Genomic DNA, 26,124 nt, shown 5'->3' on the forward strand with positions numbered 1-26,124 from the left:
ACAACACGTCCTCTGTGCCCACAAGGCCGACGACGTGAAAGGAGTCAACAGCATGCTCTACGGACAACCACCACTGGACCCTGCTGCGCCCACTGTCACCATCCCCGAACAGTTCAACGTAGCAGATGCCTTTCTTGACCGCCATCTTCGTGAAGGCAGAGGAGACCGCGTCGCGATCCATTATGAAGGACAACACTACACCCACGCACAGATTGCCGAACTGGCCAATCGCGTCGGGAATGGGCTGCTCTCCCTCGGTGTCGATCTTGAACAGCGTATCGCCCTGCTGCTGCTCGATTCACCGCAGTTTGCCGCCGCTTTTTTTGGCGCGATCAAAATGGGTGCGGTTCCAGTTCCCCTGAACACCCAGCTCCGCCCTGACGACTATCGCTACATGCTCAACGATAGTCGAGCCCGCGTGCTCCTGATCCATGCCTCTCTCTGGCAAACGTTCTCCCCACTCCGCCCTGAACTTCCCTACCTGCGTCATGTCGTCATCGTCAATGATCTCGAGGCATCCGTTCCACTCGATAGCACCACGCACGACTTCGATGACTGGACCGCCCATGCCTCACCACAGCTTGACCTGGCCCCTACCAGTAAGGATGACAGCGCCTTCTGGCTCTATAGCTCGGGGAGTACGGGCTTCCCGAAAGGCTGCGTTCATCTCCAACACGACATGATCTACTGCACCGAGTACTATGCACGGTCCATTCTTGAGATCAACGAACAGGATATTATGCTCTCAGCAGCAAAGCTGTTCTTCGCTTATGGGCTTGGGAATGGCCTGTATTTCCCCTTTAGCGTTGGCGCACAGGCCATTCACTATCCCGGACGGCCCCTGGCAGCAACAATGTTTCAGCTTATCGAGCGCTATTGCCCCACCATCTTCTTCGGCGTGCCGACGCTCTATGCCAGTATGCTTTCTCTACCCGATGTGGCGCGTTACAATTGCTCATCTTTGCGCCTTTGTGTCTCGGCAGGCGAGGCCCTTCCGGCAGAGCTACAACAACGCTGGCAGGCAACTTTCAACGTGCCGATTCTCGATGGCATTGGCTCAACCGAGATCCTGCATATCTTCATCAGCAATCGCCCCGGAGATATCAGGCCGGGAAGCTCAGGCAAGCCTGTGCCGGGCTATCGTGCGCTGCTTGTCGATGAACAGGGGCACGAGGTAGCACAGGGCGAAACCGGAAACCTGCTGATAGCTGGCGATAGTATCGCAGCCTGCTACTGGAACAAGCACGAAAAAACCAAAGCGACCATGCATGGCTATTGGATTCAGACCGGTGATAAATATTTTCAGGATAGCGACGGCTATTTCTGGTATGCAGGCCGTTCAGACGACATGCTGAAGGTCAGCGGGCAATGGGTTTCTCCGGTGGAGATTGAAAATACCCTGATCGCGCATCCGGCAGTGCTGGAAACGGCGGTTGTGGGGGCCCCTGATGCCCAGGGACTCATCAAGCCAAAAGCCTTTGTTGTGCTGAAAGAAGGGCTCACACCCACAGAGGAGCTGACAGAAGAGCTCAAGGCCTTTGTGAAAGAACGGCTTGCCCCTTTTAAATACCCGCGCACCATCGCCTTTCTACCCGAGCTGCCAAAAACCGCGACCGGGAAAATCCAACGTTTCCGCCTGCGCGACACAGCTCGTACTCTTCCAGATGACAGCGGCAGCCGATAGTTTCAAACAAACGAAATGTGTCGTACAATGTCTGTGGAAGGCAGGCTACCACTGCCTGCACAGGCATTTGTACCCTGAATAAGAGCAAAAAAGGAGATACATGGAAGTCAGACAATCCTGGAAAACACTATCTTACAAGCAACTGCTTGATTCCCCATATCTCCGCGTGAGAAGCGAACGCGTTCAGCTCCCTGACAACAAGATCATTGACGACTACTTTATCATTGAGAACTTCGGGTGGGTCGGGATCGTTCCTGTCACGGAAGATGGGCGCTTTCTCCTCAATCGGCAATACAAGCACGGAATCGGGCAGGTGGTAATTGAATTTCCAGCGGGGATGATTGATCCGGGAGAATACGAGCAGCCCCTTCTGACCGCACAGCGTGAGCTAATGGAAGAAACAGGCTATAGCACAGAACCTGAGCACTTCGAGCCACTGGCAAAGATGATCGCCAATCCGACTGGTGCTCGCACCCGGATCTGGTGGTATCTGGCCCGCAACGTCCGGCGAACCGGCGCCCAGAAACTTGACCCGGCAGAAGAAATTGAGAACTTTCTGGTGACGCCCGCCGAGCTGCTTCACCTGCTCCACAGCGGAGAATTCCCGGTGCAGGGACAGATCGCAGCGGCTTATATGGCACTTGAACGGCTTGGCATTCTGCGTTCAACCTTATAAAAATCTTACAAATTATCAGTGCTTTTTTTACAAACTCTTGATATGTTACCTTAGAAAGTCGCACAGTCGGGAGCAATATCAATGAAGATTCTCGTAATTGAGGATGAAGCAAATATTGTGCAGGTCTTGCGCCTCTACCTGGAGCAGGCTGGCTATACCGTTATCAGTGCGGAAGATGGTATAGCAGGCATAGAGCTGCATGCCCGGGAAAAACCGGATCTGGTGATCCTGGATCTTATGCTCCCTATGCTTGACGGGATGGAAGTATGCCGACGCATTCGTTCCTGGGCCAATACTCCTATTCTCATGCTGACAGCCAGACAGGGCGAGGATGACCGCATAGCCGGGCTTGAGGTCGGGGCAGATGACTATCTGGTCAAGCCTTTCAGCCCGCGCGAAGTGGTCAGCCGGGTAAAAGCCATCCTGCGTCGAACAACTGGTATGGCTTCACATCCAGAGCAGAAAACGGAGCGTGAAGAGCAGGTGGCAAAACCCGAACAGGCAGAAGAGTTACACTATGGCAATCTTCTGATCAATATCCCTGCCCGACGCGTCACCATCAATGGACAGGAGATCTCGCTGACCGTCAAAGAATTTGATCTCCTGGTGACACTGGCAAAAGCGCCAGATCGTGTCTTCACTCGCGAGGCACTTCTAAACCAGATCTGGGGCTATTCGTACCTCGGGGATGGACGCACGGTCGATGTCCATATAGGGACATTGCGGAAAAAGCTTGAGGCGCTTGCACATCGACCACACTTTATTCAGACGGTCTGGGGAGTGGGTTACAAATTCGTGCCACAATCGGCGTCATCATCTGGAGGCTAAAACGTATGCAGACAGCTCTTGCGCATTTCTGGCGCTGGATCAGAAGCTTGAGTATGCACATCAAGGTGATTTCCAGCATGCTCTTTGTCGCCTTAGGGGCCATTCTTCTTCTCTCACTGGTCACCTCTCTGGCAATCCAAAGTTACTTCTACAATACACACCTGCGCTTGATTCAGAATGACGCAGAGCTGATCGCCAATAGCTATATCAGGTTTTATATCACAGGAGATACAACCAAGATCGATCAGCTTCAAGAGCTGTTAAGCACAACCTCCTACCTCGTTCAGATTTTTGACCACAAGGGCAATATGTTTCTCTGTAACCAGCCGATCGGCTATCCTTTCAGCAACTGTGAACATCCCGTTCTACCCGCCGCCCTCAAAGCCTCGTTGCAAGGAGAGACTCGCACAGGCTATGCGATGATACCAACACTCGCAAAGAAAACCTCTTCGACACTCTATATCAGCAAGCCTCTGGAGCTGAGGGGAGAGAATATCGGCGCCCTCGTCATCGTTGACGTGCGCCCGGATATCAGTGACCTGCTGAACCAGATTAACCAGACAATTTTGATTACCGCCATTATTATCGGCATTGTCGTCTTGCTCTTCAGCCTGCTGCTCGCCCGGCACCTCACCTCGCCTCTAAAAGGGCTCACGCTGGCAGCCGAGAAAATGAAGCGGGGCCAATATACGCAGCGGGTCGATGTTCCGCCCTCACATGACGAGCTAGGGATGCTGGCACGCACCTTTAACGAGATGGCGGACACGATTGAGGCTGATGTGAACGAGCTTCATCGGCAGGAACAATTCCGGCGTGAGCTGCTGGCAAACATCGCGCATGATCTGGCGACGCCGCTGACCGCCATTCAGGGCTTCAGTGAGGCACTGGCCGATGATATTATCTCTGACCCTGCCCAGCGCCAGGAGACTGCGCAGCGAATCGGACGCGAGGTGCAGCGTCTGCGACGGATGGTCGCAGACCTGCAACAGGTGACCGCGCTCGAATCCGGGCGTACCACGCTTGATCTTGCGCCGCTGAATATCCACACGCTGGTAGAGGAAACGCTTGCGGTCATCGCGCCAGAATGCGAGCAGATGGGTCTGACCGTTCGCAATGAAATCGATCCACATACACCACAGGTGCAGGCTGACAGCGACCGCATCACACAGGTACTGCTCAATCTGTTAGACAATGCCCGTCGCCATACCCCACCTGGAGGAACCATTGTGGTTGGTGCGGAGCCACGAGACAACTATCTGCACATTCATGTCAGCGATACAGGCTCAGGAATCGCACCTGAGGCATTACCCCATATTTTCGAGCGCTTCTACCGCGCAGATCGCTCTCGTACGGGGAAAACAGGCGGGAGCGGGCTCGGGTTGGCGATCGTAAAGGCGATCATTACAGCCCACAAAGGCACCATCCATGCAACCAGCACTCCCCATCAGGGAACCAGCATTACCTTTACGCTGCCACTGGTCGCCAATTCCCAAAGTCAGCAAAAAATTGTAAGTAAAACCGCTTGACTTCAGTAGCTCAGTATGATATTATACTTCTCGCAGTCGGGTGACTAGCTCAACTGGCAGAGCAAGCGACTCTTAATCGCTAGGTTCAGGGTTCGAGTCCCTGGTCACCCATTCGACCGGCTCACTAAAGAGTCGGTCTTTTTTTTCCTCCCTGCTCTGGCTATTACCAAACTCCCCCGACCTTGACACACTTTGCACCACCCCGATAAAATATAAACATACGTTTATGAAACAAATCTTTATACATCCTGTTTCACTTTTCCGGTCGAGATACAAGCTATGGAAAACTGGCGCGAACTAAAAGCGATGGTGAAAGCCCTTGCCGGAGTTACCCGGCTGGCCATCATCTACCACCTCTCGCGAGACGAAAAAATATCGGTCTCCGATCTCTCGATCACTCTTGGTATCAGCCAACCGCTGGTATCCTGGCACTTGCGCAAGCTGCGCCGCGCCGGTCTGATCGAGACGCGCCGTGAAGGGCGACAGGTGTACTGCATCTTCAATCAGCAGCGTTTCCGATCCTGCTTGCAGCACCTGGAAGGACTGATTGATCCATCCGTACAGAGCATGCCCCCGGTAGGAGCGGCCCTGATAGAGGCTGAAGCGGAAAGGGAAGATTCATGAAAATTACCCATTCATACCATAAGTCTACACAAAGACGCAGGTATAGCCGATACCTATTCATGACCTCAAGATATCATTGCTCAGGTAATGTCAGCATCCCGACGAGTTTTTCAAGACGAGGAAGCATTGCTTGAGATGAGCCAGAGAAAAACATTACGCACATTTAACAGTGCATGTATCTGGCGTTAAAGAATGTATGATACGTCTTTTTTAGCAATAGATAATCCAATTCGTTTTTGCAGAGGTAGAAAAGGAATCACATGATAACCCAAACACGCAATAGTGCGCCTCCCGCTTCAGACCAGGCTTTACAGGGCACAGCCATGCTCGCCAGAGGAAAAGCAATGACACAGCAACAGGCCCTGCAAAGCGGAAAAACCGGAAAAGCTGACCTGCACATGCATAGCACTTATAGCGATGGGTGCGCCACCATTCAGCAGATTCTCGACCACGTACAGCACAATACCGATCTGGACGTTATCGCGATCACCGATCATGATGTGATTGAAGGGGCGTTACGCGCCCGCGATCTCTGGGAAAAGGGCTCATATCGCTTTGATTTTATCGTTGGCGAAGAGATAACGACAAAAGAAGGGCACCTGCTCGGCCTGTTTATCGAGCACCGTATCCCCTCTGGTCTGAGCATGGAGCGCAGCATTGATCTCATTCATGAACAGGGTGGATTAGCCGTGATTGCCCATCCACTCCATCGCCTCTTCAGACATAGCTGCCAGCGTTCGGTGATGGATCGCATTCACGCGGCAAAAGACGTCTGGTTTGATGGTGTTGAGACCTGGAATGCCAGCTTCTGCGGTATCTATGCGAACCGCCACGCTATGGTAGTCAATCGCTCAGTCTATGGCTTACCCGAGCTTGGAAACAGCGACGCCCATTCATTGAGCGCCGTTGGCCGAGGGTGCACCTGGTTTGCCGGAAAGACGGCACAGGAGATTCGCGCCAACATTACCGCAGGCCAGACAGCCCCAGGAGGCACATTCTGGGATATGCAGGCGTATGTCCAGTGGGTACGCTACCTGATGAGCAAGGAAGGCCGTCAGGGACGCCGCCAGCATGCGGAGCTTCTGAGCTTTGAACAGCAGGCAGAACTCGCCTGAGCAGCCACTTTGCACGAGAAGGCTTGCACTCCCAATCGAAAAGAGCGGGATGCAAGCCTTTATCGAATCCAGGATCGGCTGGAAAGTCATATCCGTAAGTCCATATCCTATTGAAAAGGACTCACATTCCAGGTATACTTTTTCCGACAACATTTAGACTGTGGGTTTTTTCGTCGCCTGAGAAGAGGCCAACAGCAGGGTCACACAGGAGCTTTACAACAGCCCTTAGGGCAGGAAGCAGGCCCCAATCCCCCTTTAAGAAGTAGAATGGTCGGACGATAATCTTTATCAGGGGAAAAGCAAAATATCTCTACCAAAAAGTGCTAGTCCTCTCAGGGGCAAGTGTGATACAATAAGTGTATGTTTAGCAGTCGCTTACAGCAACGAGCCAGGCAGCTGGTCATGATATTGATAAAACCATTGGCCCGCCTGGGAATCACTCCCAATATGCTCACCGGCATCGGGCTATTGTTGAGTGTCTTCACCGCAATAGTCATTGCTCGGGGTTATTTGGTTATTGGGGGGTGTCTGGTGCTGTTAGCGGGCATTTTTGATATGTTTGATGGGGCAATGGCCCGAGTTCGCCAGTCCGCCACAACCTTTGGCGCTTTTCTGGACTCGACGATTGACCGCTATTCAGAAAGTATCATCCTGTTGGGCATGCTTCTTTATGCATACTGGCATCCCAATCTACAGGACCCATTATGGCCTTTTCAGAATGAACAGATGTGGATGATTACTTTCATCTATCTCTCTGTGGTCGGCTCTTTAATGGTAAGCTATACAAAAGCTCGTGCCGAAGGATTAGGGATAGAGTGTAAGGTTGGAATTCTGGCCCGCCCTGAACGTGTCATTCTACTGGCACTTGGACTTTTAACCAACACTGGTATTTGGGCGCTTGCCCTGCTAGCGGTGTTCTCAAATGTGACCGCGGTCGAGCGTATGATTGCAGTCTGGCACACCATTCGCCAAGACTCTCATGCGCGAACGCACACAGAACAACCGGCCAGCAATATCAGTGGCAGTTATCCGACTGGAACACAGGGAGCGAACAGCGAGAGAGAGCAAGATGTTCGTTCCATCCCTTCCACCGTGCCGCCGTTCGGTGGGGGTTCACAGCAAGACTAACTCAAAATGGCGTATAGAACACAAGATCGGACTGAGTACATAGAAGAACAAACTGTTTTTGTTAATCGTGCGTGGATGTGAGCATGTAAGTGGAATCCCGCCTGTTTGTTCATCCTAATCATCATAGCTTTACAGGTAAGTCACGGCTCTAAAGAGAAAGCAAGGGGGCGGATTTGTAAAGGGCAACCAAAGAGGCAGAGAATTTCCTTTCCGCCCTTGTTGAGCATATCCGTACACAATACAGAACGTGCAATTGGCCCGGTAGTGATAAAACCTGGCTACAATGTCGTACACAGCATTTTCACCGGGACAGCAACGAAGGTAGCTCAATCAGGCCCGAAATACGCGTTCGCCCGTCTATCTTCAGTCGAGCATACTCTATGGTGATTCCCTGTGCTCCGTCCGTAGTGACTGAGACTGGAGATCTTAGTGACAACACATAATACAGATCACGAGCACAACGACGTTGATGCTGCTGTCGCTCAGCATCCCTCTGTCCCCGAATCCACAATTGATTCTACTGCTTCTGAGAATGAGACTCCTGCGGCGGTAGAAGCAAAGGACCCCTCTGCCGAGCAGCCCGCTGAAGAGGAGAAGACGAAACATGCCGCCGCTTCGTCTGTGACCGAGGTAGCAAACGGGGCAACAGAAACAACCGAGGAAGCAACGACTGCCTCAACTGAGGAGTCAACACAGCAACCCAGCGACCAGCAGGAATCCCCTGCTGACATTGAGCCCAAAGAGCAGGTGACAGAAGAAGCGCCTTCTTCTGAGGCTGAGACAGAGCAGCAACCGGAGAAATCAACAGAGGAGCAACCTGTTGCTGTTACCACCACGCATGAGTCTCAGGCCGAAGAACCTGCCGTTGTATCCGCACAACCAGAAACGGAAAAAGAGCAGAAGCCCGAACAGAAGGAGCAGGAGATATCTCCAGCCCCTGTAGCTGCTCAAGAACCTGAAAAATCAGCCGATATGAAGAAAGAGAATGAGACAAAGCAAGAAGAGGAGGGATCGGCAGCCTTTGCCCTTCCACTGGTTGATGCAGAAGAGAACGTCATTCGGCCTTTTACGGCTTTTATCGAGGAGTTCCAGCAAGCTGAGGCGCAGGCACGCATTCAAGCCTCGCTAAAAGAATCACAACTGGATACCTTCTCGCTTCTCTCACCCACACCCGAGACGCCTTTTATTGAGGTCAAAGAGGAAGAACAGCCCTCGACACAAGAAGCACCTAAAGAAGAGCAGGCGCCAGAGGTCCAGGCAGCCGAGGCCAGCCCCCAAACAGAAGAGCAACCGGTCTCCCAGTCTGCTGAAGCACAGCCAGAAGAGCAGCCCGCCGCTGCTCCTGAGCGCGCTGTTTCGCCTCTTTTGCGGCCCGCCAGCCGCTCTCGGTCCCGCAATCGTCATCACCGAGAGGAAAAGGAAGCGAAGGAAACCAAAGAGCCAGTTGTGGAAAAGGCAGAAACGGAGCAGCCGACAGAGGTACAACCTGCTCCGGTCGCGCCCGCAGAACCGGAACAACCACGTCCGGCTCGCCGCTATCGGTTTGATCGGCCTGCCGCTACCAGTAATCCAACCACACCGGCAGCCGCTGCTAACCCACCCACTTCTCAGGTCGCACGGAACGAGGAGACCAAAGAGGCACGGGCAACCCGCGCCGAAATACCTACGGAACAGGCTCCTCAGGCGAAAGCGACCGCTCATTCAACAACACCTGAACAACAACCTACAACGACTACTAAATCACAAGGGCAGGAGACAGCGGAAAATGCCTCTCCAACAACAACGAAAGCAGAACATAGTCGTCGTCGTTCTCAGGAACGGCAAAAAGAGGCCGCCCCTGCAACTCCTCCAGCCTCAGAGGTGGTTCCTCCTATGACTGAACTTTCCCGACATGTAGAGGAGATCGCACCGGAAGATCTTCCTCCTCTCGAGTATTCAGAGTTACAGAAAACATCGCGTCGCCGTCGCCGCCATCGCTCAAGCGCTTCCAATAACGGAACCGCTGCGGCATCGTCAACCGAGACACCGACGCAACCGCAACAGAATCAGCCGACATCGTCTCGTCCGAGCCCGACCCTCCCGACGGGAAGCGGCCTTTCGTACTCGATTGTTTCCGGCTATACCGTCAATCAGATGAATCAGGGCAACGATCTTGCCGGACCGTTTATGGCTCCAGAGCCTTCACCGGCTCGCGGTAGCGTCTTCTCACGCGATGGACGCACCACCCGCGCCGAGCTACTTCGGCCTCAGATCTACCCGGGTGGTAGTACATCCAGCAGTACGGGACGCTCAACGCAGCATCAGCAGCAGGAACAGATGAACACCGCTGCCCTCAATCATCTGGCAAATACGATTGTGCAGGCCTTCCAGCTCCAGACGGACCGCATGGTTGCAGAACTGCGGCGTCAGGCTCAGGCTCCGACTAACGTTTCGGTGTCACTGCCGCCCTTCCCATCCAATGAACGCGTCGGCGTCTTTGTGGATGTGGCAAACCTGCTGTACTCGGCGCGCACGCTGCGACTCTCTGTCGACTTCGGCAAGCTGCTGGATTTCCTGCGCGGTAATCGTCGTCTGGTTCGCGCACATGCCTACTGTCCAACCAGCCCGCAACAGGGCGATGAGCAGATGTTCTTGCAGGCAGTGAAGGGCCTGGGCTACCGCATCACGACGAAAAACTATAAGACCTTCTCAAGTGGTGCGAAAAAGGCAGACCTTGACCTTGACCTTTGTATGGACGTCGTGCGTCTGGTCGAAGGCAAGGCAGTCGACTGCGTTGTACTGGTCAGTGGAGACAGCGACTTTATGCCGATGCTCGACTACTGCTCCGATCATGGGGTACGGGTTGAGGTAGCCGCGTTCGACGAGGCCATGTCAGCCACGCTGCGCCAGAGCTGCGACCTGTTCATCAATCTGTCAATGCTCGAAGAAATCCGTTCGTAAAGCAAACTGTCGCGGCAACGCAAGAGCAAAAACAAGAGATCCGAGAGCGTATTCAGCCTCTCGGATCTCTTTTCTATTGCACACAAGAAAGGACCCCCGTAAGAACTGTCTTTCTGTTTCTCAAACAACTCTTACAGGGGTCCGCTCTAGAAGAGAATGCAGGAACAAAGCACGGAAGTTCTTTCTAGATGGCCTGAATATGGGTTTGAATTGGAGCAAAGAGCTTATCAATGGTCAGCGTTGTCCGCTTATGGGCATTGGAGCACTCTTCAATAAAGGCATGGAAGAGTTTTCCCCATACAGGCTCATCGCGCCAGATCTCCTCCGGGTGGCACTGCGCAGCAAGCATGAAGCGATGCCCAGGGACCTCAAGCAGCTCAGGGACACCATCTTCGGCGTGCCCGCTGATCACTACGCCGGTTCCTTTGCTCTTGACCGCCTGATGATGCAGACTGTTCACTCTGGTCTCTCGCACACCGAGGATCTTTTCCATTCGCGAACCGGGCTCAATAATCACTTTATGAACCATATGATTGCGCGGGAGCTCCCAGTTCGGATGCTTCAGGCTACCAGGATATTGGCTCTGCAAATCCTGATACAGGCTGCCACCAAGCGCGACATTCATCAACTGCATACCGCGACAAATCCCAAGTGTCGGAAGCTCTTTTTCTTTGACATAGCGCATCAGAGCCAGTTCTAGCTTATCCAGCAGCGGGTTTGTCTCACCAAGCATGGGGTGTGGCTCTTCCTGATAGACGCTTGGATGCACGTCAATGCCTCCAGAGAACAGGATACCATCCAGACGAGGTAACAGAGTTTCCAAACCGCTAAGATCTTCAAAAATGGGAATCAAAATGGGAACACCGCCTGCCAACTCCACCGCACGAATATAGGCTTTGTTGTTAAAGAATATCGGTCTATCCGATTCCGCTCCCACCCCTGAATGACAGGGAATACCTATTAATGGACGCATTACCAGCCACTCCTTTTAACTGACGATGAGTTCAAAACAATTTCCAAAAACTATAAAGGATAATAAAAAAAGCGAAACACCAAACTTTTCTGTTTGTGCGTTCCGCAATGATGAGTGCTTATCTCTCATACGACGAAACGCAGCCTTGAAAGCATAAACCCGACCAGCTCCAGCCAACACTGGAGCTGAATAATGAGAAAAGGAACAATATTACGGGTTAATACTTCGCGAATGCGTTCTTGTCTCAATTCGAACTTCCCTATATTTCTTAATTGTTACAACATCTCTTTGGGGATGTTATACATTTATCATACAAGTAATGTCAAGAATGAAGGACTATTGGCCCTTTTAGCATTCTGTCAGCCTCCAAAGAAGATACGCCACCATTCTTCCCAGAAACCTCGCGCCGGTTGTTGCTGCTCTTCTGGTTTCACCTGCGCTGGCGGCGTTTCCTTCTCATTCACCAGAATAACAGGTTGTTCCCCGGGCTTGACATAACCAATATTCCGCGCTTCCTGCTCAATCACTTTCGGATCTGTATAGTAGTCTACCTGTTTCTTGAGCGTTTCATGCTCCTGCTGAAGCTGTGCGTATTTCTGTTTCTCCTGGTCAAGCTGCTGCATCAAGCCGCTATTAGACCAGGCCTGCGCCAGCGAGCCAAGCAACAGAGCCAGGCACAGAAGCCCGGTCAGCCAGAGCACCGTATGCGTAAAAAAAGAAATACTTCTGGCTCGCCTCCTACCCTCCGTTTCCTCCCGGCCTATCGCTGACGTTATCCTTGTTTCAACCCGTATCCCAGGCTGTGATCTCTTTGGACGGTTTTGCACATGCACTCCTTACAATAGAAACACGAATCATGCACCCGCTTCCGTAGCTCTCCCTTTATTGTACATTATTGTATGTGGAGAGAAAAAAAGATGACCCGCAACCGTCCCTACAGGCCACTTCATCCCTTTTTTTACTATCGGCAGAAGAAACCTAAAAATAAGCTGAGAAAAGCTGTGTTGATACAGTTATCTATCTAAACGAGGCAAAGCAGAAAATTGGTGGTTGAAAACCAGGAGCAAACCAGGGAGAAAAAGGGCGCGCACTATCGGCCCAACAGAACCAACAGTCCCATCAGGTCAAAGCCAAGCAACAGGCAATTAAAGGCGATACCCGCTGTAATCAGCGAGCGATAGAGAGAAGAGCGGTCAACAGTTTTGCGAACACGGCGCGATGTACGCTGCATGGCATCAGTGTTTATCAGGGCAAGACGGAGCGCACCAGAGCGGCGGCTGATTGCTTCCTCAAACTCGCTATACATCTCCTCGATTTCGTCCTGTTCGGACCTGTGCGCCTCGCGCTCATGCGTCCGGGGCATCTCCTTCAAGATGTCAGAGACACGAAGCATCGGCTCGGTGGCATAGCTGTTCGTCATTTCCTGAGACTCCTGCACCTGTAAAGGATTTGTGCTCTTATAAATATCGGGAGTACAGAGCGTTGCGTTCATTGCATTACCTCCTAACCTGCTTATCTATTCTCTACACGCCCTATCTTATCGGAAAAAAGACAGAAAAACAGGGGTCAAATAGCCCATTCTGACAACTTTAAGCAGACTCTTAACCAGTTACAAGGCAGCTTTTATTTTCTATGCAGGCGCATTCAGTTTCTCAGTCTCTTCTTAATTTTCGCCAACTTTGCAAAAAAGCTCCCCCGAAGCAGGCGTAGTTTCTCATGGGTTCTATAAAAACAGAGCATCTTATAATAGTGAACTCATCAAATCATATTTATAACTACAGCGCCTCTGTATACTGAAGCAAAAAGCAGAACACAAGCAGAAAGATACACCCGAGGAGTTCCACTATGTCTCGTATTGCCAATAGAAATAGCATAAAGAGAAAGGGGGATGACCACCCTCACAGCATGCGAATCGTCCCAAAACGCCTGGAGCTTGCAAGCTATCTTGAAGATATCTGGCAACGCTATTTCTCAGATGTTCAGCGTCCGAACGAGATTTATATTGGCTATTGCTTTCCCTGGAAAACGCGTCTCGGACTGATCCGCCTTGCCCTGGACAACTCCCATTCGTTTATAGGTATCAACTCACTGCTCCAGCTTGCAAACGTCCCGGAGAGCGTGCTTGTAACGACCATCGCGCATGAGCTGGTACACTATGCGCATGGGTTTGGTTCGCCTCTGCCACGCGCACAGCAGCATCCACACGCCAATGGCATTGTTGAGAAGGAGCTTGAGGCACGGTCTCTGGGCCCCCTTTTGCAGGAATGCAACGAATGGCTGGACCATCACTGGTACCCATTCTACGAGGAGCAAAAGGCCCGCGGTCGGGTTCGTCTACTGAGCGCACTCTACACAGCGAGGCGGCAAACCGTTCTATAAAGCAGCAGTATTTCACGAGAAGCGAATCAACTGATAATCAAACTCAAGTAGAGTATAATTACTGACGCTGCATAGAGGGGGGCAGAGGAATATCTTGACATCTCTTTTTGCCTGTGATATATTCTTGCTAGCTCCGAAGCTATGTACCACGCCACCTTACAAAACGATCAGTTTCACATTTTCCCGACTCGTTGAAGTGTTTCAGTGTAGTACATTGTCTTTGGTTCATGTGCTGGCACCTCTTACTTCATCAAAAACTACCCGTTGCCACAAACATTCTCATACAAGGGAGGAATACCCTTCCTGATACATGTATTGTATTCTCTGTTTCCCACCAAATATTCAGGTTCAAGCCAGAAAGGAGAAAGGGCGCATTCCTCAAGCATGTTAATGCTGTCGCCCTACGTAACGTGAACATAGCCGAGTTAGAACAAAAAACCTTACCGGAGCTACGCGAAATTGCTCGCGATCTCGAACTCTCCGGTTACAGTACCCTCAAGAAACAGGACCTCGTCTTCAGACTTCTTCAAGCAAACACTGAACAGCAGGGCAATATCTTCAGTGCCGGTGTCCTGGAAATTGTTGACGAGGGCTTTGGCTTCCTGCGACAGGAACGCTTCCTGCCGGGAAATATGGATGTCTATGTTTCTCAATCGCAGATCCGCCGCTTTGGTCTTCGCAATGGAGATATGGTCATCGGACAGGTCAGGCCACCAAAGGACAACGAAAAGTACTACGGCCTGCTGCGTGTTGAGGCAATCAATGGAGGAGATCCAGAAGCAGCAAAGAGACGCCCACATTTCGAGTTGCTCACTCCCATCTCCCCGCGCGAGATGTTTAATCTGGAAACAGGAGCCTCGAATATTTCCGGGCGTATCATCAACCTGGTTGCTCCTATCGGACGCGGACAACGTGGCCTGATTGTTTCCCCTCCCAAAGCCGGCAAAACGATGCTTCTCAAGTCTATCGCCAACTCCATCACCACCAACTATGACGATGTTCACCTGATGATTGCCCTGATCGGTGAACGCCCCGAAGAAGTCACAGACATGAAACGCTCAGTCAAAGCAGAGGTCATCAGCTCAACCTTCGACGAGCCAACCGAAGCCCATACGCGTGTGGCTGAAATGGTGCTCGACCGCGCCAAGCGCCTGGTTGAGGGTGGACGCGATGTTGTGATCTTGCTGGACAGCATCACCCGCTTGAGCCGCGCGTACAACCTGGCTGTACAGCCCAGTGGCCGTACCCTTTCCGGCGGCCTTGATCCAAGCGCCCTCTTTCCTCCCAAGCGCTTCTTCGGCGCAGCACGCAAAATTGAGGAAGGCGGCAGCCTGACGATTATTGCAACCTGTCTGGTTGATACAGGGAGCCGCATGGACGATGTGATCTACGAGGAGTTCAAAGGCACCGGCAATCTGGAGCTGGTCCTTGATCGCAAACTCGCCGAACGTCGTGTCTTCCCCGCTATCGACATTTCTCGCTCCAGCACCCGCCGCGAAGAACTGCTGCTCGACGAGCGCACCCTGCGCGCTGTGGTGGTTATGCGACGTATGTTCTCAACGCTGGCAGATCAGCCAGGTCGCAGCTCACTGGAAGCGATGGAAGCGTTGCTACAACATATGTCCAAAACAAGCAACAACATGGAGTTTCTGGCAACCCTCAAGGGGAACATTTCCTAGTGATCCGCCACACCTGACCGTTACGAGTCGGGAAACTCTCTCGGATACAAGGGGCCGCTCTAGAACGCTATCTCTTGCAGATATTCCAGTATGTGCGATAGCATAAGGTGTGTGGCTTGTGAAGAATATATCTGCTAGCCATAGTTCGCTCTAGAGCGGGCTTCATGGATTGGCTTTTTCTGGTGCAGGAGGTACTATGAGCACAACCTTCCAGAACATTATAGGAGGGAAGCGACAGGACGCGCACAGCGGCAAGACGTTTCAGAACATCAACCCCGCCACAGGTGAACTGCTTGGCACTTTCCCTCTCTCTGACGAAACTGATGTAGAGGCAGCCGTCTCCGCCGCTCGCACTGCCTTTGAGCACTGGCGGCTCGTCCCGGCTCCCAAACGCGGTGAAATCCTCTTCCGAGTCGGCGAACTGTTGTCCCGCTACAAAGAAGACCTTGCACGCATTATGACCCGGGAAATGGGTAAGGTTTTAAAGGAGACACGCGGCGATGTCCAGGAGGGCATTGATATGGCCTATTATATGGCCGGTGAAGGACGTCGTCTCTTTGGCTATACCGTTCCGGTAGAACTACCCAATAAATCTGGCATGGCACTACGTGATCCGGTCGGCGTTGTTGCCTGTATCACTCCCTGGAACTTCCCGGTTGCTATCCCCACCTGGAAAATGTTTCCCGCTCTCATCGCTGGCAACACCATTGTGTTGAAGCCTGCTTCCGATACACCGCAAAGCGCGTTCCGGCTTGTGGAGATCCTGCACGAAGCCGGGATTCCCGAAGGAGTCGTGAATATCGTCTTTGGCTCCGGACAGACCGTCGGTGAGGCACTGATCCATCACCCTGATGTCTCGATTATTTCCTTTACCGGTTCAACCGAGTCAGGACGCCACGTCGCTGTAGAGGCAGCTAAATCGCTGAAACGCGTCTCACTGGAAATGGGCGGCAAAAATGCCATTATCGTGATGGATGATGCTGACCTCGAACTCGCTGTCGAGGGTATTTTATGGAGCGCCTATGGCACCACCGGACAGCGCTGCACCGCCTGTAGCCGCCTGATTATCCATCAGGATGTGTATGAGAAGCTGCTGACCCTGCTGATTCCACGCATCGAGAAGCTACGCCTCGGAAATGGGCTGGACGAAGCAAGCGACGTTGGACCGGTCATCAACAAGCGACAACTGGAATCCATCCACGAGTATGTGAAGATTGGTCAGAGCGAGGGAGCTTCGCTTGTCATCGGCGGCAAACCGGCGACAGAGGGCGAACTGAGTAAGGGCTTCTTCTATCAACCCACGCTGTTTAAAGATGTGAAGCCAGATATGCGCATTGCGAAAGAAGAGATCTTCGGTCCGGTCCTCTCGGCCATCAAGGTCGCTTCCTTTGAAGAGGCAATTGCCGTCAATAACGACACCAAATATGGTCTCTCCAGCGCCATCTACACACAGAATGTCAATCGTGTACAGCAAGCCGTACGCGATATCACTACTGGCATTCTCTATGTAAACTCGGGAACGACGGGCGCAGAAATTCAGTTCCCCTTCGGTGGTACCAGAGGCACCGGCAACGGACACCGTGAGGCCGGCATTGCTGGCCTGGATGTGTTTACCGAGTGGAAAGTCGTCTATACGGACTACAGCGGTAAGTTGCAAAAAGCACAGATTGATAACCAATAACATCGTTGGCGGCAGGGCTCATTGAGTCCTGCCCTCCCTCCCTGCATCTCCCTCAAACACTATATACATATTCTTCTATCTGTTACACAATAAACTTGACAGTGGCATGATTTTCATGTTAAGAAGCAAAAGGGCCTTACATAATATCACCAAAGGGAGGGGATGGCACGTTGACAGAAGAGCAACCACCAGTTTCAACCACGCATATTCAACAATTTATGCAGCGGCGTCTGACCGCCTTGCAAAAGCGGAATCTCTTGCGCACGTTACCTCTTCTGGAACATGGGAACGAGCCCCGCATAGAGCTTGCCGGACGTAGCCTGCTCAATCTGAGCTCCAATAACTATCTCGGCCTGGCAACAGACCCTGCCCTGCGTGATGCGGCCATTGAGGCAACCAGACGGGACGGCTGTAGTTCTGGCTCCTCTCGCCTGATTGCAGGCAACAGCGTCGCCTATCAGCAGCTTGAACAGCGGCTGGCACGCTTTATCGGCCAGGAAAGGGCACTTCCTCTTTACCAGCGGCTATAGCGCTAATATCGGCGTGATTACGGCTCTTGCAGGCCCACAAGATGTCATTCTCGGCGATGCCCTCAACCATGCCAGTATTATTGATGGCTGTCGGCTCAGCGGCGCGACCTATAAAACATATCCCCATTGCGATACGGCCGCGCTTGCCAAACTCCTTGCAGCGCTCGATCTTGAGGGAAAGAAGGGCGTCCGGCTGGTGGTTACGGAGACAGTTTTTAGCATGGATGGCGACCTCGCCCCGCTAGAAGACATTGCTCGGCTCTGCCACACACACAACGCCCTCCTGATTATCGACGAGGCACACGCAACAGGTTGTTTCGGCCCCGGCGGGCGTGGACTGGCCGCGCATCTGGGGATTACGCCCTATGTCACTGTAGCGGTCCATACGTTGAGCAAGGCGCTTGGCGGCTTCGGCGCTTTTGTCACTGGGAGCGAACTGGTCTACCAGTATCTTCTCAATGTGGCTCGGCCTTTTCTTTTTACTACGGCGCTTCCTCCGGCCACGATTGCCGCCGCTCAGGCTGCGCTCGATCTCATCGAACAGGACCCGAGCCGGATAACTGAGTTGCAAAGAAAAGCAGCCTTCCTGCGCACTCATCTCAAAGCCCTGGGCTTCCATACACTTCAATCCGAAACGCATATTATCCCGCTCCTTGTCGGGGAGTCCACCACAGCCCTGCGCATGGCCGAACTCCTCCGCGAACACGGTCTGTACGCTGTCGCGATCCGCCCGCCGACCGTGCCTATGGGTCAGGCGCGTATTCGGCTGAGCGTTATGGCAACCCATACACAACAGGATCTGCTCTTTGCGGTAAACATACTGGAAAAGGTAGGCAAGCAACTAAAACTACTCCAGGAGAGGATTTGTGGAGAGTAATACAATCAGGCTGGAACAGGCAGACAAGCGGTTTCTCTGGCACCCATTTACTCAGCAACAGGCCTGGGAAGCAGAGCCACAGCTTATTATTGAACGCGCTAAAGGCTGCTATCTCTTCGACAGCAAAGGCAGGCCCTACCTCGATGGTGTGTCCTCGCTCTGGGTCAATGTACATGGACATAATCACCCGGCACTCAATGCAGCCCTTCAGGCACAGCTTCAGAAAGTGGCTCACACGACCTTTCTCGGTCTGACACATCCACCCGCGATCGAGCTTGCACAACGCCTGGCAACCGTGACGCCCGGTCAACTCACCCGCGTCTTCTACTCGGATACAGGAGCTGCAGCGGTCGAAATAGCGCTTAAAATGGCGCTTCAATACTGGCAACAGTGTCCTGACCCTCAACCACAAAAACAGCGCTTCTTTTCGCTTGCAAACGCCTATCACGGCGATACGGTGGGAGCTATGAGTGTCGGTCAAATTGATCTGTATCGGCAGGCCTATGCAGCGCTTCTCTTCTCACCAGTGCACGCTGATCCCGGGATTCCCTGCTCCTGTCCGCTTTCCTGTACGCGTCATGGCGTTCCCTGCATTCACGAAGTGGAGCGTATCATTGCAGCTCATCACCGCGAACTGGCTGCGATGATTGTTGAGCCACTGGTGCAGGGAGCGGCGGGCATTCGTGTCTACCCGGCAGGCTACACCCGCGCATTGTGGGAATTGGCAAAACAATATCACCTGCTCTTTATTGTCGATGAGGTCGCTACTGGCTTTGGCAAAACGGGGCGGCTCTTTGCCTGCGAACATGAGGGAATCGAGCCCGATATTATGGCGCTTGGAAAGGGTATTACCGGTGGCTACCTCCCCCTGGCCGCCACCCTTACCACAGAAGAGATCTACAGGGCTTTTCTGGGCCCTGAGCGCACCTTCTATCATGGACATACCTACACGGGCAACCCACTCTGTTGCGCCGTTGCATTGGCAAATTTGGCCCTGTTTGAGCAAGAGCACACGTTGGACCGACTGCAAAGCAGAATTGACCAGCTTGGTCAGGGACTACGGCAGCTTGCCACACTGCCCGGAGTCGTCGCGACACGTCAGTGTGGCATCATGGCGGGCATTGAGCTGCAAACCAGCCCGGAACAGCCTCATCCAGAGCGCCCCGTTCTGCAAGAGGCGCGTCGACGTGGCATTCTATTGCGCCCACTTGGCAATGTGCTTGTGGTCATGCCGCCGCTGGTGATCTCTGAGCAGGAAATGACCTTCCTGCTCAACACCCTCTCAATCATTCTAGCAGACAGGAACGGTGTATGAGTACAAAAGGAATCTTCATTACGGGTACCGATACGGGCGTCGGGAAAACGACGATCAGTGGCATGCTCGCGGTAACGCTGCGGCAGCAGGGGATGCGTGTTGGTGTGATGAAACCGGTTGAGACAGGATGTCAGAGCGATGAGGACGGCCTGCAACCTCAGGACTCGCTCTTGTTGCGGCATCTTTCAAGGTGTCACGCTCCCGCCCGCACCATAACACCTTATTGCTACGCGGAACCCCTTGCTCCTGCGCTGGCAGCGGAGCGGGCAGGAGAAAGTATCTCCCTTGACCATCTCATCGCCTGCTACCGCCAACTGGAAGCAGAACATGATATTGTACTGATCGAGGGTGCAGGTGGTCTGCTCGTTCCCCTGACCGGGCAGGCAACCTTTCTCACTTTGATCGAACGGCTGGATGTACCACTACTTGTAGTTGCACGAAACGTGCTCGGTGTCATCAATCACACCGCGCTGACGATCCGCGTTGCCCGACAGAGCGTCCCGGTGCTGGGTATTCTTCTGAACCATCCCTGCCCGGCAAGCGATGAGGCGACCAGAACAAACAAAGAGGCTCTGATGCGATGGGGCGGGGCGCCCGTGCTTGGAGAGATCCCGTTTCTCCCTGAACACACAGAGGAAACATTCCTGCACTATGGCTCGCAGATACCGCTTGAGCCCCTTTTATCATGTCTTTCCTGATTCTCATATGACACGGCAGGAGGTATTCGCATGGACTTTCACCATCTGGCAGACAAGGCGCTTGCAGGGACAACGCTCAGCCGGGATGAATGCCGCTCTGTTCTGCGCTGTCCAGATCACCATATCCTTGAGCTACTCAGCGCCACCTATCGCGTGCGCCACCACTACTGTGGGAACCGGGTCCATTTCCATATGCTGATCAACGCCAAAAGTGGCATCTGCCCCGAAGATTGTCATTACTGCTCTCAGTCACACATCTCTACGGCCGAGATCGAGCGCTACCCGATGGTCAGCATGCAACGCCTGCTTGAGGGTGCCCGCAAAGCGAAAGAGGCGCAGTGTCGACGTTACTGCATCGCGATCAGTACCCGTGGCGCGAATAACAGCGAGATCGCCTTTCTCACCAGGGCCATTCGTCACATCAAGGAGAATGTTGATATCGGTATCTGTTGCACGGTTGGTCTGATCTCCGAGGAAAAGGCGCAGATGCTGCGTGAAGCCGGAGTCGAACAGCTCAATCATAACCTGAACACCAGCGAACGCTATTACTCGATGATCTGCACGACGCATACCTACCAGGATCGTCTGAACACACTCCATGCCGCTCGACGTGCCGGATTACAGCTTTGTACTGGCGCGATTTTCGGACAAGGAGAGACAGAAGAAGATATCATTGATGTTGGGCTGGCTTTACGGGAACTGGCTCCCCAATCCATCCCGATCAATTTCCTTATTCCCTTTGAGGGAACGCCTTTTGCCCATCACCGCTACCTCCGTCCATATGACTGCTTGCGGATCCTCTGTCTGATGCGCCTGCTCAATCCGGCCCAGGAGCTACGAGTCTCGGCAGGACGCGAAGTACACCTTCGCTCCCTGCAACCGCTGGCGCTCTACGCTGCGAACTCAGTCTTTGTCTCCGGCTATCTGACATCTTCCGGTCAGGGCTATCAGGAGACCCGCCAGATGATTGCTGATATGGGGTTTGAGCTTGAGGAAACAGATGAGCATGCAAACGAGCAAGCGTAGAGTTGTAGTAACCGGCATGGGAGCGATTACCCCGCTTGGGAACTCGGTAGAAAGCTTCTGGCTCCGCTTATGCCAGGGGCACAGCGGTATAGGTCGGATTACGCAATTTGATGCGTCGCGCTTCCAGACTCAGATAGCCGCCGAGGTACGGAACCTGACGCTTCCGCCTTTTCTCGATGAAAAGCTGCGGCGGCGTCTACCCCGCTTCGCCCTTTTTGCCCTTCTGGCCGCCCTTGAGGCCTGGCAGGATGCCGGACTTCATACCGCCTCGTTTGATCCCTGCCTGGCTGGCGTCTCTATCGGGTCCAGTCATGGGGGAGAAGAGTTCGCACTTGCAGGCGCGGCGGCCCTTCAGACACAGAGCCCGATCAGTCCGTATATCATCCCGGGAATGCTCAGCAGTAGGGCAGCAGCACAGATCGCTCTCCATTTCGGTCTGCACGGCCCAACCCTTGCCCCGAATGCCGCCTGTGCGACTGGCGCTCAGGCAATTGGTGAGGGCGCAGAACGAATCCGACATGGAGACGCTGATATCATGCTCTGTGGAGGCGCGGAGGCCTGTATCACACCGCTCACACTGGCGGGGGATCAGGCAACGGGCGCACTCTCTCGGCACAACAATGCCCCGGAAGAGGCGAGCCGCCCCTTTGATCTGAAGCGTGATGGCTTCGTGCCCGGAGAAGGCGCAGGCATCCTCGTACTGGAAGCATATGAGCATGCATGCACACGTCACGCCCCGATCTATGCCGAACTGAAGAGCTATGCCTGTACGATCGATGCAACTCATATGACCCGCCCGGATCCCGAGGGAACGTATCTGGCCCTGGCAATTCGGCAGGCACTCCAAAAAGCGAACCTGCATCCGGCGAGCATTCATGCTATCTTTGCCCATGCGACAGGTACCCGCCTGGGTGACACGGCGGAAGCAATGGCGCTTTTACAGGCATTTGGACCCACGCTCGCCCATATCCCTGTAACCGCGATAAAAGCCAGTCTGGGGCATCTGCTCGGGGCCTCCGGAGCGGTACAGGGTATCGCAGGAGTCCAGGCACTACAGAAACAGTGCCTTCCGCCAACTATCACCCTGACCGAGGTTGACCCAACCTGTGCCCATCTAGAGCTTGTTCGGCATACCAGAGCCCATCAGCATCAAGCGGTGCTTTCCTGTTCCAGCGGCTTTGGGGGCTACAACGTTGCCCTCATTTTTTCCCGCTGTGAGTGAAGGGCATCTCCCCTATATCCCCCTCCCTATGCTACAATGAACATAGCCATATACAATTATGGCTCTCTTGAGGATACGTTATTTCCGTTCTTCCGCTCTTATTCATCACTGCGGAACAGGGGTATAATAAACCGCGAACCGAAATGCCTGGCTCCGCCGGCGCTGAAAAGAACAGGACACCTTATCTTTCATACCCGCAACAGCGCATGCTGCTTGTCCAGGCCTGGAGCCAGATGGACAGGGAAACAGATGTTTCCAGGTCATTATCTCTTTTTTGAGGAGTATTACCGGTGAACAATAATACATTGATCAAGTGGGCGGATCTGCGCAACCGTGCAGTATATGTCCCGAAACTGGGTAAATCACTGGGAACCATCGTTGATTTTTACTTTGAGGAAGATACAGGCGCGATCAATGCTCTGCGCGTGCGCACACGTGTAGAGGGAGATTATGCGCTGCCAGTCATGGCACTCAAGCGGCTGGAAAGCGATCGAGTAACTATAGCTAACGAAAACATGCTCATCAGACTCCTGCCAGCACATCCCCAGAGTGAAGCATTGATCGGACGCCCGGTTGTGGACGAAAAGGACAACGTTCTCGGCAGAGTTAGTGATATCTGGCTTGCCACTGAGCCTCTGGTGGCACTGCGCCTGGGCGCGCTCGAAATCACCCCTGAGGGTTCTAGCAGAACAAAGACCTTTCCTGCCGACGCGATTGTTTCCAGCACCAGCGAAAGAATCGTGATTCAGAACCAGGTTGCCCGTAAACTCCGCTAGGAGGAGAAACGAAAAGACAGGGCTGGCAAGAATGTGCTGGCCCTGTCTCCTTTTTTGGTCTTCTTCCTCGTTCGCTACATGCCCCCACGCAGGCGAGCGGCTTCCTCTTCCGCGGCACGCGCCTCACGCCGGCGATATAACTTACGAAGCGCCTCGGCTTTTCGCAGCCAGTTATCGGGATCATTTGGCGCGAGCCTGATCGCTTCATCTGCGGCTATCAGGGCCTCACCATACCGCCCCATCAGTTTTAAGATCAACGATTTATTATGGAGGGCTGAAACCATGCGTGGGTTCAGGATCAGAGCACGATCATAGGCATCGAGCGCCTGCCTGTACTGGTTCAGACGATACAGGACATTGCCTTTTCCGTTCCAGGTAGCAGCCGCATTCGGGTTCAGCCGCAGCGCCTCATCATAGGCAGCCAGCGCTTCCTGATAGCGCCCCAGATGGCTCAAGACATTCGCTTTGCCGTTCCATGCCAGCGCGTAGTTTCGATCGAGTTGTAAAGCACGATCGAATGCAGAAAGCGCTCTCGCATATGCTCCCATCTCATAATGAATCTGCCCTTTGCGCTCCCAGACCTTCACATAATAGGGATCGAACTGAAGCGCCTGCTCGTACTGTTCCAGCGCGCTTTTCAGGCGTTGCTGTGCGTACAGTACGTTGCCCATACCATAATACGCGGGAGCGAAACGAGAGTCATGCCGCAGCGCCTCTTGATAGGCCACACTGGCCTCTTTGAGCCGTCCCATTTCATAGAGAATCAGCCCTTTATTGTTCCAATTGGCGGCTGCATTGCTATCATAGTTCAGCGCCTTTTCCGCCGCATCAAGCGCCTCCTGATACCGTTTAAGATGTCGCAGGACCAGACTTTTATTTGCCCAGGCCAGCGCCATACTCGGATCATACTGTAACGCCTGATCGAATGCATGAAGCGCCTGCTCATGTCGACCCAGTGCGCTGAGGGCAGCCCCTTTTCCATTCCAGGCAACAGCGTTTGCTCTGTCCAGTAAGATCGCTTTATCAAAGGCATCGAGCGCCTCTTGATTACGGCGTAAACGATTCAACGCGGCTCCCTTGCTGTTTAGCGCCCCAACAAAATTGGGGTCTACCTGCAAGGCGCGTTCAAATGCCTGCAAGGCTTCCTGATGCCTGCCCCACATCGCCAGCGTTAGCCCTCGGCCCTGCCACGCCTGTACATTGGAGCCATCAACCTGAATCAGTCGGTCATAGGCTTCCAGTGCTTCCTTGATCCGTCGTTCAGAATACAGGCGGTAGGCATCCTGCAACAGACGGTCCGTTTCAGGTTGCCTGGTCCGGGTCACAACAACCGGATTAGAGACCGGTATTGAACGTGGTGTATTGATCGCCGAGAGCCCATAGGTCTCGCCACTTACCTGCTGTTGCTCGATCCGTCGGATTGTTTCGAGCACCACTTCAGCACTTTCTGGACGCAACGCCGAATCCATATTCAGCATCTGTTGAAGCAGGTCAGATAATTCCTGTGGAACCTGCGGATTCAACTCACTTGCGGGCTTGAAGAAGAACGGCTGATCGCTTGGATCAACTCCCGTCAACAACTGGTGAAGAAGCGCCCCCAGGCTATAAATATCGGAGCGTGGAGTGCTCTGGGCTTTCCCATATTGTTCAGGAGCAGCATAGCCGGGTGAACCAAGCGCAATCGTATCATGGGCCTGCCCGGGCTTAAAAACGCGTGCAATGCCGAAGTCTATCAAATAGATATGTCCATTTCCACTGATCATCACATTTGACGGCTTCAGATCGCGGAAGATGATCGGCGGTTGATGATTATGCAGATAGGACAAAACGTCACAGAGCTGTTTTGCCCAGTTCAGCACCCGCTCAAGCTCAAGAGGACCGCCATTTGCCTTTTCAAGCGTATCTTCCAGGCTCTCACCCTCGATAAAATCCATCACGAGGTATGAGCGCTCACCTTCATTAAAATGGTCATAGATACGGGGCAAATTGGGATGTAAAAGCTCAGCCAGAAGCTGTGCTTCTCGCTCGAATGACTCCTCGGCTTCTTTAATACTGCTACCGGTCAGCCCAGCGCGGCTCATCTCTTTAATCGCGATAGGGCGATTATTGAAACGGGTATCAGACGCCTTATAGACAGCGCCCATTCCCCCCTGACCGATGCGGAATTCAAGTTGATACCGCCCATTAAGCAGGGTTTGTTCCGGGAGTGTTCCAGTTGTATGTTTAAACGGGAGTGGAGCAGCACAAAACTGGCAGAAGCGTGCCTCAGCCGGATTGGCGGCCCCACAGCTCTCGCAGAACTGCTCCTCTATTGACATAGGTCTCGCTACACTTCTTCACTGCAAAATAGATTTTAACAGTTAAACGTTTCGGATGGCTCTTTGTTGCAAAAACAAAGAAAATTCCTCATACGAAGAGGAAATTTCTGCATATGCAGTTTACCTGTA

Annotated in this window: 22 protein-coding genes and 1 tRNA gene; 19 read left to right on the forward strand and 4 right to left on the reverse strand. The window is 53.1% G+C overall.

Annotated elements, in window-relative coordinates:
• Positions 1-52: 52 nt before the first annotated feature.
• The 9 genes from EI42_RS27385 (at position 53) to EI42_RS27425 (ending at position 10,521) form a co-directional block, all read left to right on the forward strand.
• Complete coding sequence (locus tag EI42_RS27385) at positions 53-1,684, forward strand: benzoate-CoA ligase family protein (protein ID WP_111325824.1); 1,632 nt, start codon at positions 53-55, stop codon at positions 1,682-1,684.
• A 100-nt stretch (positions 1,685-1,784) separates the two neighbouring features.
• Positions 1,785-2,360: an NUDIX hydrolase gene (locus EI42_RS27390; RefSeq protein ID WP_111325825.1), complete on the forward strand. Its 576-nt coding sequence runs from the start codon at positions 1,785-1,787 to the stop codon at positions 2,358-2,360.
• 81 nt (positions 2,361-2,441) lie between these two features.
• A complete protein-coding gene (locus EI42_RS27395) occupies positions 2,442-3,188 on the forward strand; it encodes a response regulator transcription factor (protein WP_111325826.1) in 747 nt (248 codons plus the stop codon).
• A 5-nt stretch (positions 3,189-3,193) separates the two neighbouring features.
• Positions 3,194-4,714, forward strand: a complete 1,521-nt coding sequence (locus EI42_RS27400; protein WP_111325827.1) for a sensor histidine kinase — start codon at positions 3,194-3,196, stop codon at positions 4,712-4,714.
• Positions 4,715-4,752: 38 nt separating this feature from the next.
• Positions 4,753-4,825 (forward strand) — tRNA-Lys (locus EI42_RS27405).
• A gap of 168 nt (positions 4,826-4,993) precedes the next feature.
• Positions 4,994-5,338: an ArsR/SmtB family transcription factor gene (locus EI42_RS27410; protein ID WP_111325828.1), complete on the forward strand. Its 345-nt coding sequence runs from the start codon at positions 4,994-4,996 to the stop codon at positions 5,336-5,338.
• 260 nt (positions 5,339-5,598) lie between these two features.
• Positions 5,599-6,453 (forward strand): PHP-associated domain-containing protein, encoded by an 855-nt coding sequence (locus EI42_RS27415; RefSeq protein WP_111325829.1) that lies wholly within the window; start codon positions 5,599-5,601, stop codon positions 6,451-6,453.
• Positions 6,454-6,855: 402 nt separating this feature from the next.
• Complete coding sequence (locus EI42_RS27420; RefSeq protein ID WP_211326371.1) at positions 6,856-7,581, forward strand: CDP-alcohol phosphatidyltransferase family protein; 726 nt, start codon at positions 6,856-6,858, stop codon at positions 7,579-7,581.
• Between the two features lie 429 nt (positions 7,582-8,010).
• Entirely contained in the window at positions 8,011-10,521 is a 2,511-nt protein-coding gene (locus EI42_RS27425) for a LabA-like NYN domain-containing protein (RefSeq protein ID WP_111325831.1), read from the forward strand.
• A gap of 184 nt (positions 10,522-10,705) precedes the next feature.
• Here EI42_RS27425 and EI42_RS27430 read toward each other — a convergent pair whose 3' ends face one another.
• The 3 genes from EI42_RS27430 to EI42_RS27440 all read right to left on the reverse strand — a co-directional run bounded on the left by EI42_RS27430 (position 10,706) and on the right by EI42_RS27440 (position 12,986).
• On the reverse strand, positions 10,706-11,494 hold the full coding sequence (locus EI42_RS27430; protein WP_111325832.1) for a gamma-glutamyl-gamma-aminobutyrate hydrolase family protein: 789 nt from the start codon (positions 11,492-11,494) through the stop codon (positions 10,706-10,708).
• Positions 11,495-11,853: 359 nt separating this feature from the next.
• Positions 11,854-12,195 (reverse strand): FtsB family cell division protein, encoded by a 342-nt coding sequence (locus EI42_RS27435; protein ID WP_111325833.1) that lies wholly within the window; start codon positions 12,193-12,195, stop codon positions 11,854-11,856.
• A gap of 389 nt (positions 12,196-12,584) precedes the next feature.
• Positions 12,585-12,986: a hypothetical protein gene (locus tag EI42_RS27440; RefSeq protein ID WP_111325834.1), complete on the reverse strand. Its 402-nt coding sequence runs from the start codon at positions 12,984-12,986 to the stop codon at positions 12,585-12,587.
• 413 nt (positions 12,987-13,399) lie between these two features.
• Between EI42_RS27440 and EI42_RS27445 the strand changes: the two genes are divergently transcribed.
• The 10 genes from EI42_RS27445 (at position 13,400) to EI42_RS27490 (ending at position 23,677) form a co-directional block, all read left to right on the forward strand.
• A complete protein-coding gene (locus tag EI42_RS27445) occupies positions 13,400-13,873 on the forward strand; it encodes a hypothetical protein (RefSeq protein ID WP_111325835.1) in 474 nt (157 codons plus the stop codon).
• Between the two features lie 410 nt (positions 13,874-14,283).
• On the forward strand, positions 14,284-15,552 hold the full coding sequence (gene rho / locus EI42_RS27450) for a transcription termination factor Rho (RefSeq protein ID WP_111325836.1): 1,269 nt from the start codon (positions 14,284-14,286) through the stop codon (positions 15,550-15,552).
• 196 nt (positions 15,553-15,748) lie between these two features.
• On the forward strand, positions 15,749-17,233 hold the full coding sequence (locus EI42_RS27455) for an aldehyde dehydrogenase family protein (protein ID WP_111325837.1): 1,485 nt from the start codon (positions 15,749-15,751) through the stop codon (positions 17,231-17,233).
• 170 nt (positions 17,234-17,403) lie between these two features.
• Positions 17,404-17,763, forward strand: a complete 360-nt coding sequence (locus tag EI42_RS27460; RefSeq protein WP_111325838.1) for an aminotransferase class I/II-fold pyridoxal phosphate-dependent enzyme — start codon at positions 17,404-17,406, stop codon at positions 17,761-17,763.
• Complete coding sequence (locus tag EI42_RS27465; RefSeq protein WP_170142953.1) at positions 17,699-18,640, forward strand: aminotransferase class I/II-fold pyridoxal phosphate-dependent enzyme; 942 nt, start codon at positions 17,699-17,701, stop codon at positions 18,638-18,640. The genes EI42_RS27460 and EI42_RS27465 overlap by 65 nt, the downstream gene beginning before the upstream one ends.
• The gene (gene bioA / locus EI42_RS27470) at positions 18,630-19,955 is read left to right on the forward strand and encodes an adenosylmethionine--8-amino-7-oxononanoate transaminase (RefSeq protein ID WP_111325840.1); all 1,326 of its coding nucleotides are present in this window, start codon (positions 18,630-18,632) and stop codon (positions 19,953-19,955) included. Before EI42_RS27465 ends, bioA begins: the two co-directional genes overlap by 11 nt.
• Entirely contained in the window at positions 19,952-20,653 is a 702-nt protein-coding gene (bioD, locus tag EI42_RS27475) for a dethiobiotin synthase (protein ID WP_111325841.1), read from the forward strand. Before bioA ends, bioD begins: the two co-directional genes overlap by 4 nt.
• Before the next feature lie 30 nt (positions 20,654-20,683).
• The gene (gene bioB, locus EI42_RS27480; protein WP_174843905.1) at positions 20,684-21,679 is read left to right on the forward strand and encodes a biotin synthase BioB; all 996 of its coding nucleotides are present in this window, start codon (positions 20,684-20,686) and stop codon (positions 21,677-21,679) included.
• Positions 21,660-22,901, forward strand: a complete 1,242-nt coding sequence (locus tag EI42_RS27485) for a beta-ketoacyl-[acyl-carrier-protein] synthase family protein (RefSeq protein ID WP_170142954.1) — start codon at positions 21,660-21,662, stop codon at positions 22,899-22,901. The genes bioB and EI42_RS27485 overlap by 20 nt, the downstream gene beginning before the upstream one ends.
• Before the next feature lie 290 nt (positions 22,902-23,191).
• Positions 23,192-23,677 (forward strand): PRC-barrel domain-containing protein, encoded by a 486-nt coding sequence (locus EI42_RS27490; RefSeq protein WP_111325844.1) that lies wholly within the window; start codon positions 23,192-23,194, stop codon positions 23,675-23,677.
• A 74-nt stretch (positions 23,678-23,751) separates the two neighbouring features.
• Here EI42_RS27490 and EI42_RS27495 read toward each other — a convergent pair whose 3' ends face one another.
• Complete coding sequence (locus EI42_RS27495) at positions 23,752-25,995, reverse strand: tetratricopeptide repeat protein (RefSeq protein ID WP_111325845.1); 2,244 nt, start codon at positions 25,993-25,995, stop codon at positions 23,752-23,754.
• Positions 25,996-26,124 lie beyond the last annotated feature (129 nt).

The sequence above is a fragment of the Thermosporothrix hazakensis genome (assembly GCF_003253565.1).
In the GTDB taxonomy this organism is placed as follows: domain Bacteria; phylum Chloroflexota; class Ktedonobacteria; order Ktedonobacterales; family Ktedonobacteraceae; genus Thermosporothrix; species Thermosporothrix hazakensis.

What these genes read in the sequence shown, in the direction of transcription:
- EI42_RS27385 (WP_111325824.1), top strand. Translation starts at nt 53, where the DNA reads ATGCTCTACGGACAACCACCACTGGACCCTGCTGCGCCCACTGTCACC.
- EI42_RS27390 (WP_111325825.1), top strand. Translation starts at nt 1,785, where the DNA reads ATGGAAGTCAGACAATCCTGGAAAACACTATCTTACAAGCAACTGCTT.
- EI42_RS27395 (WP_111325826.1), top strand. Translation starts at nt 2,442, where the DNA reads ATGAAGATTCTCGTAATTGAGGATGAAGCAAATATTGTGCAGGTCTTG.
- EI42_RS27400 (WP_111325827.1), top strand. Translation starts at nt 3,194, where the DNA reads ATGCAGACAGCTCTTGCGCATTTCTGGCGCTGGATCAGAAGCTTGAGT.
- EI42_RS27410 (WP_111325828.1), top strand. Translation starts at nt 4,994, where the DNA reads ATGGAAAACTGGCGCGAACTAAAAGCGATGGTGAAAGCCCTTGCCGGA.
- EI42_RS27415 (WP_111325829.1), top strand. Translation starts at nt 5,599, where the DNA reads ATGATAACCCAAACACGCAATAGTGCGCCTCCCGCTTCAGACCAGGCT.
- EI42_RS27420 (WP_211326371.1), top strand. Translation starts at nt 6,856, where the DNA reads ATGATATTGATAAAACCATTGGCCCGCCTGGGAATCACTCCCAATATG.
- EI42_RS27430 (WP_111325832.1), bottom strand. Translation starts at nt 11,494, where the DNA reads ATGCGTCCATTAATAGGTATTCCCTGTCATTCAGGGGTGGGAGCGGAA.
- EI42_RS27440 (WP_111325834.1), bottom strand. Translation starts at nt 12,986, where the DNA reads ATGAACGCAACGCTCTGTACTCCCGATATTTATAAGAGCACAAATCCT.
- EI42_RS27445 (WP_111325835.1), top strand. Translation starts at nt 13,400, where the DNA reads ATGCGAATCGTCCCAAAACGCCTGGAGCTTGCAAGCTATCTTGAAGAT.
- EI42_RS27455 (WP_111325837.1), top strand. Translation starts at nt 15,749, where the DNA reads ATGAGCACAACCTTCCAGAACATTATAGGAGGGAAGCGACAGGACGCG.
- bioD (WP_111325841.1), top strand. Translation starts at nt 19,952, where the DNA reads ATGAGTACAAAAGGAATCTTCATTACGGGTACCGATACGGGCGTCGGG.
- bioB (WP_174843905.1), top strand. Translation starts at nt 20,684, where the DNA reads ATGGACTTTCACCATCTGGCAGACAAGGCGCTTGCAGGGACAACGCTC.
- EI42_RS27485 (WP_170142954.1), top strand. Translation starts at nt 21,660, where the DNA reads ATGCAAACGAGCAAGCGTAGAGTTGTAGTAACCGGCATGGGAGCGATT.
- EI42_RS27495 (WP_111325845.1), bottom strand. Translation starts at nt 25,995, where the DNA reads ATGTCAATAGAGGAGCAGTTCTGCGAGAGCTGTGGGGCCGCCAATCCG.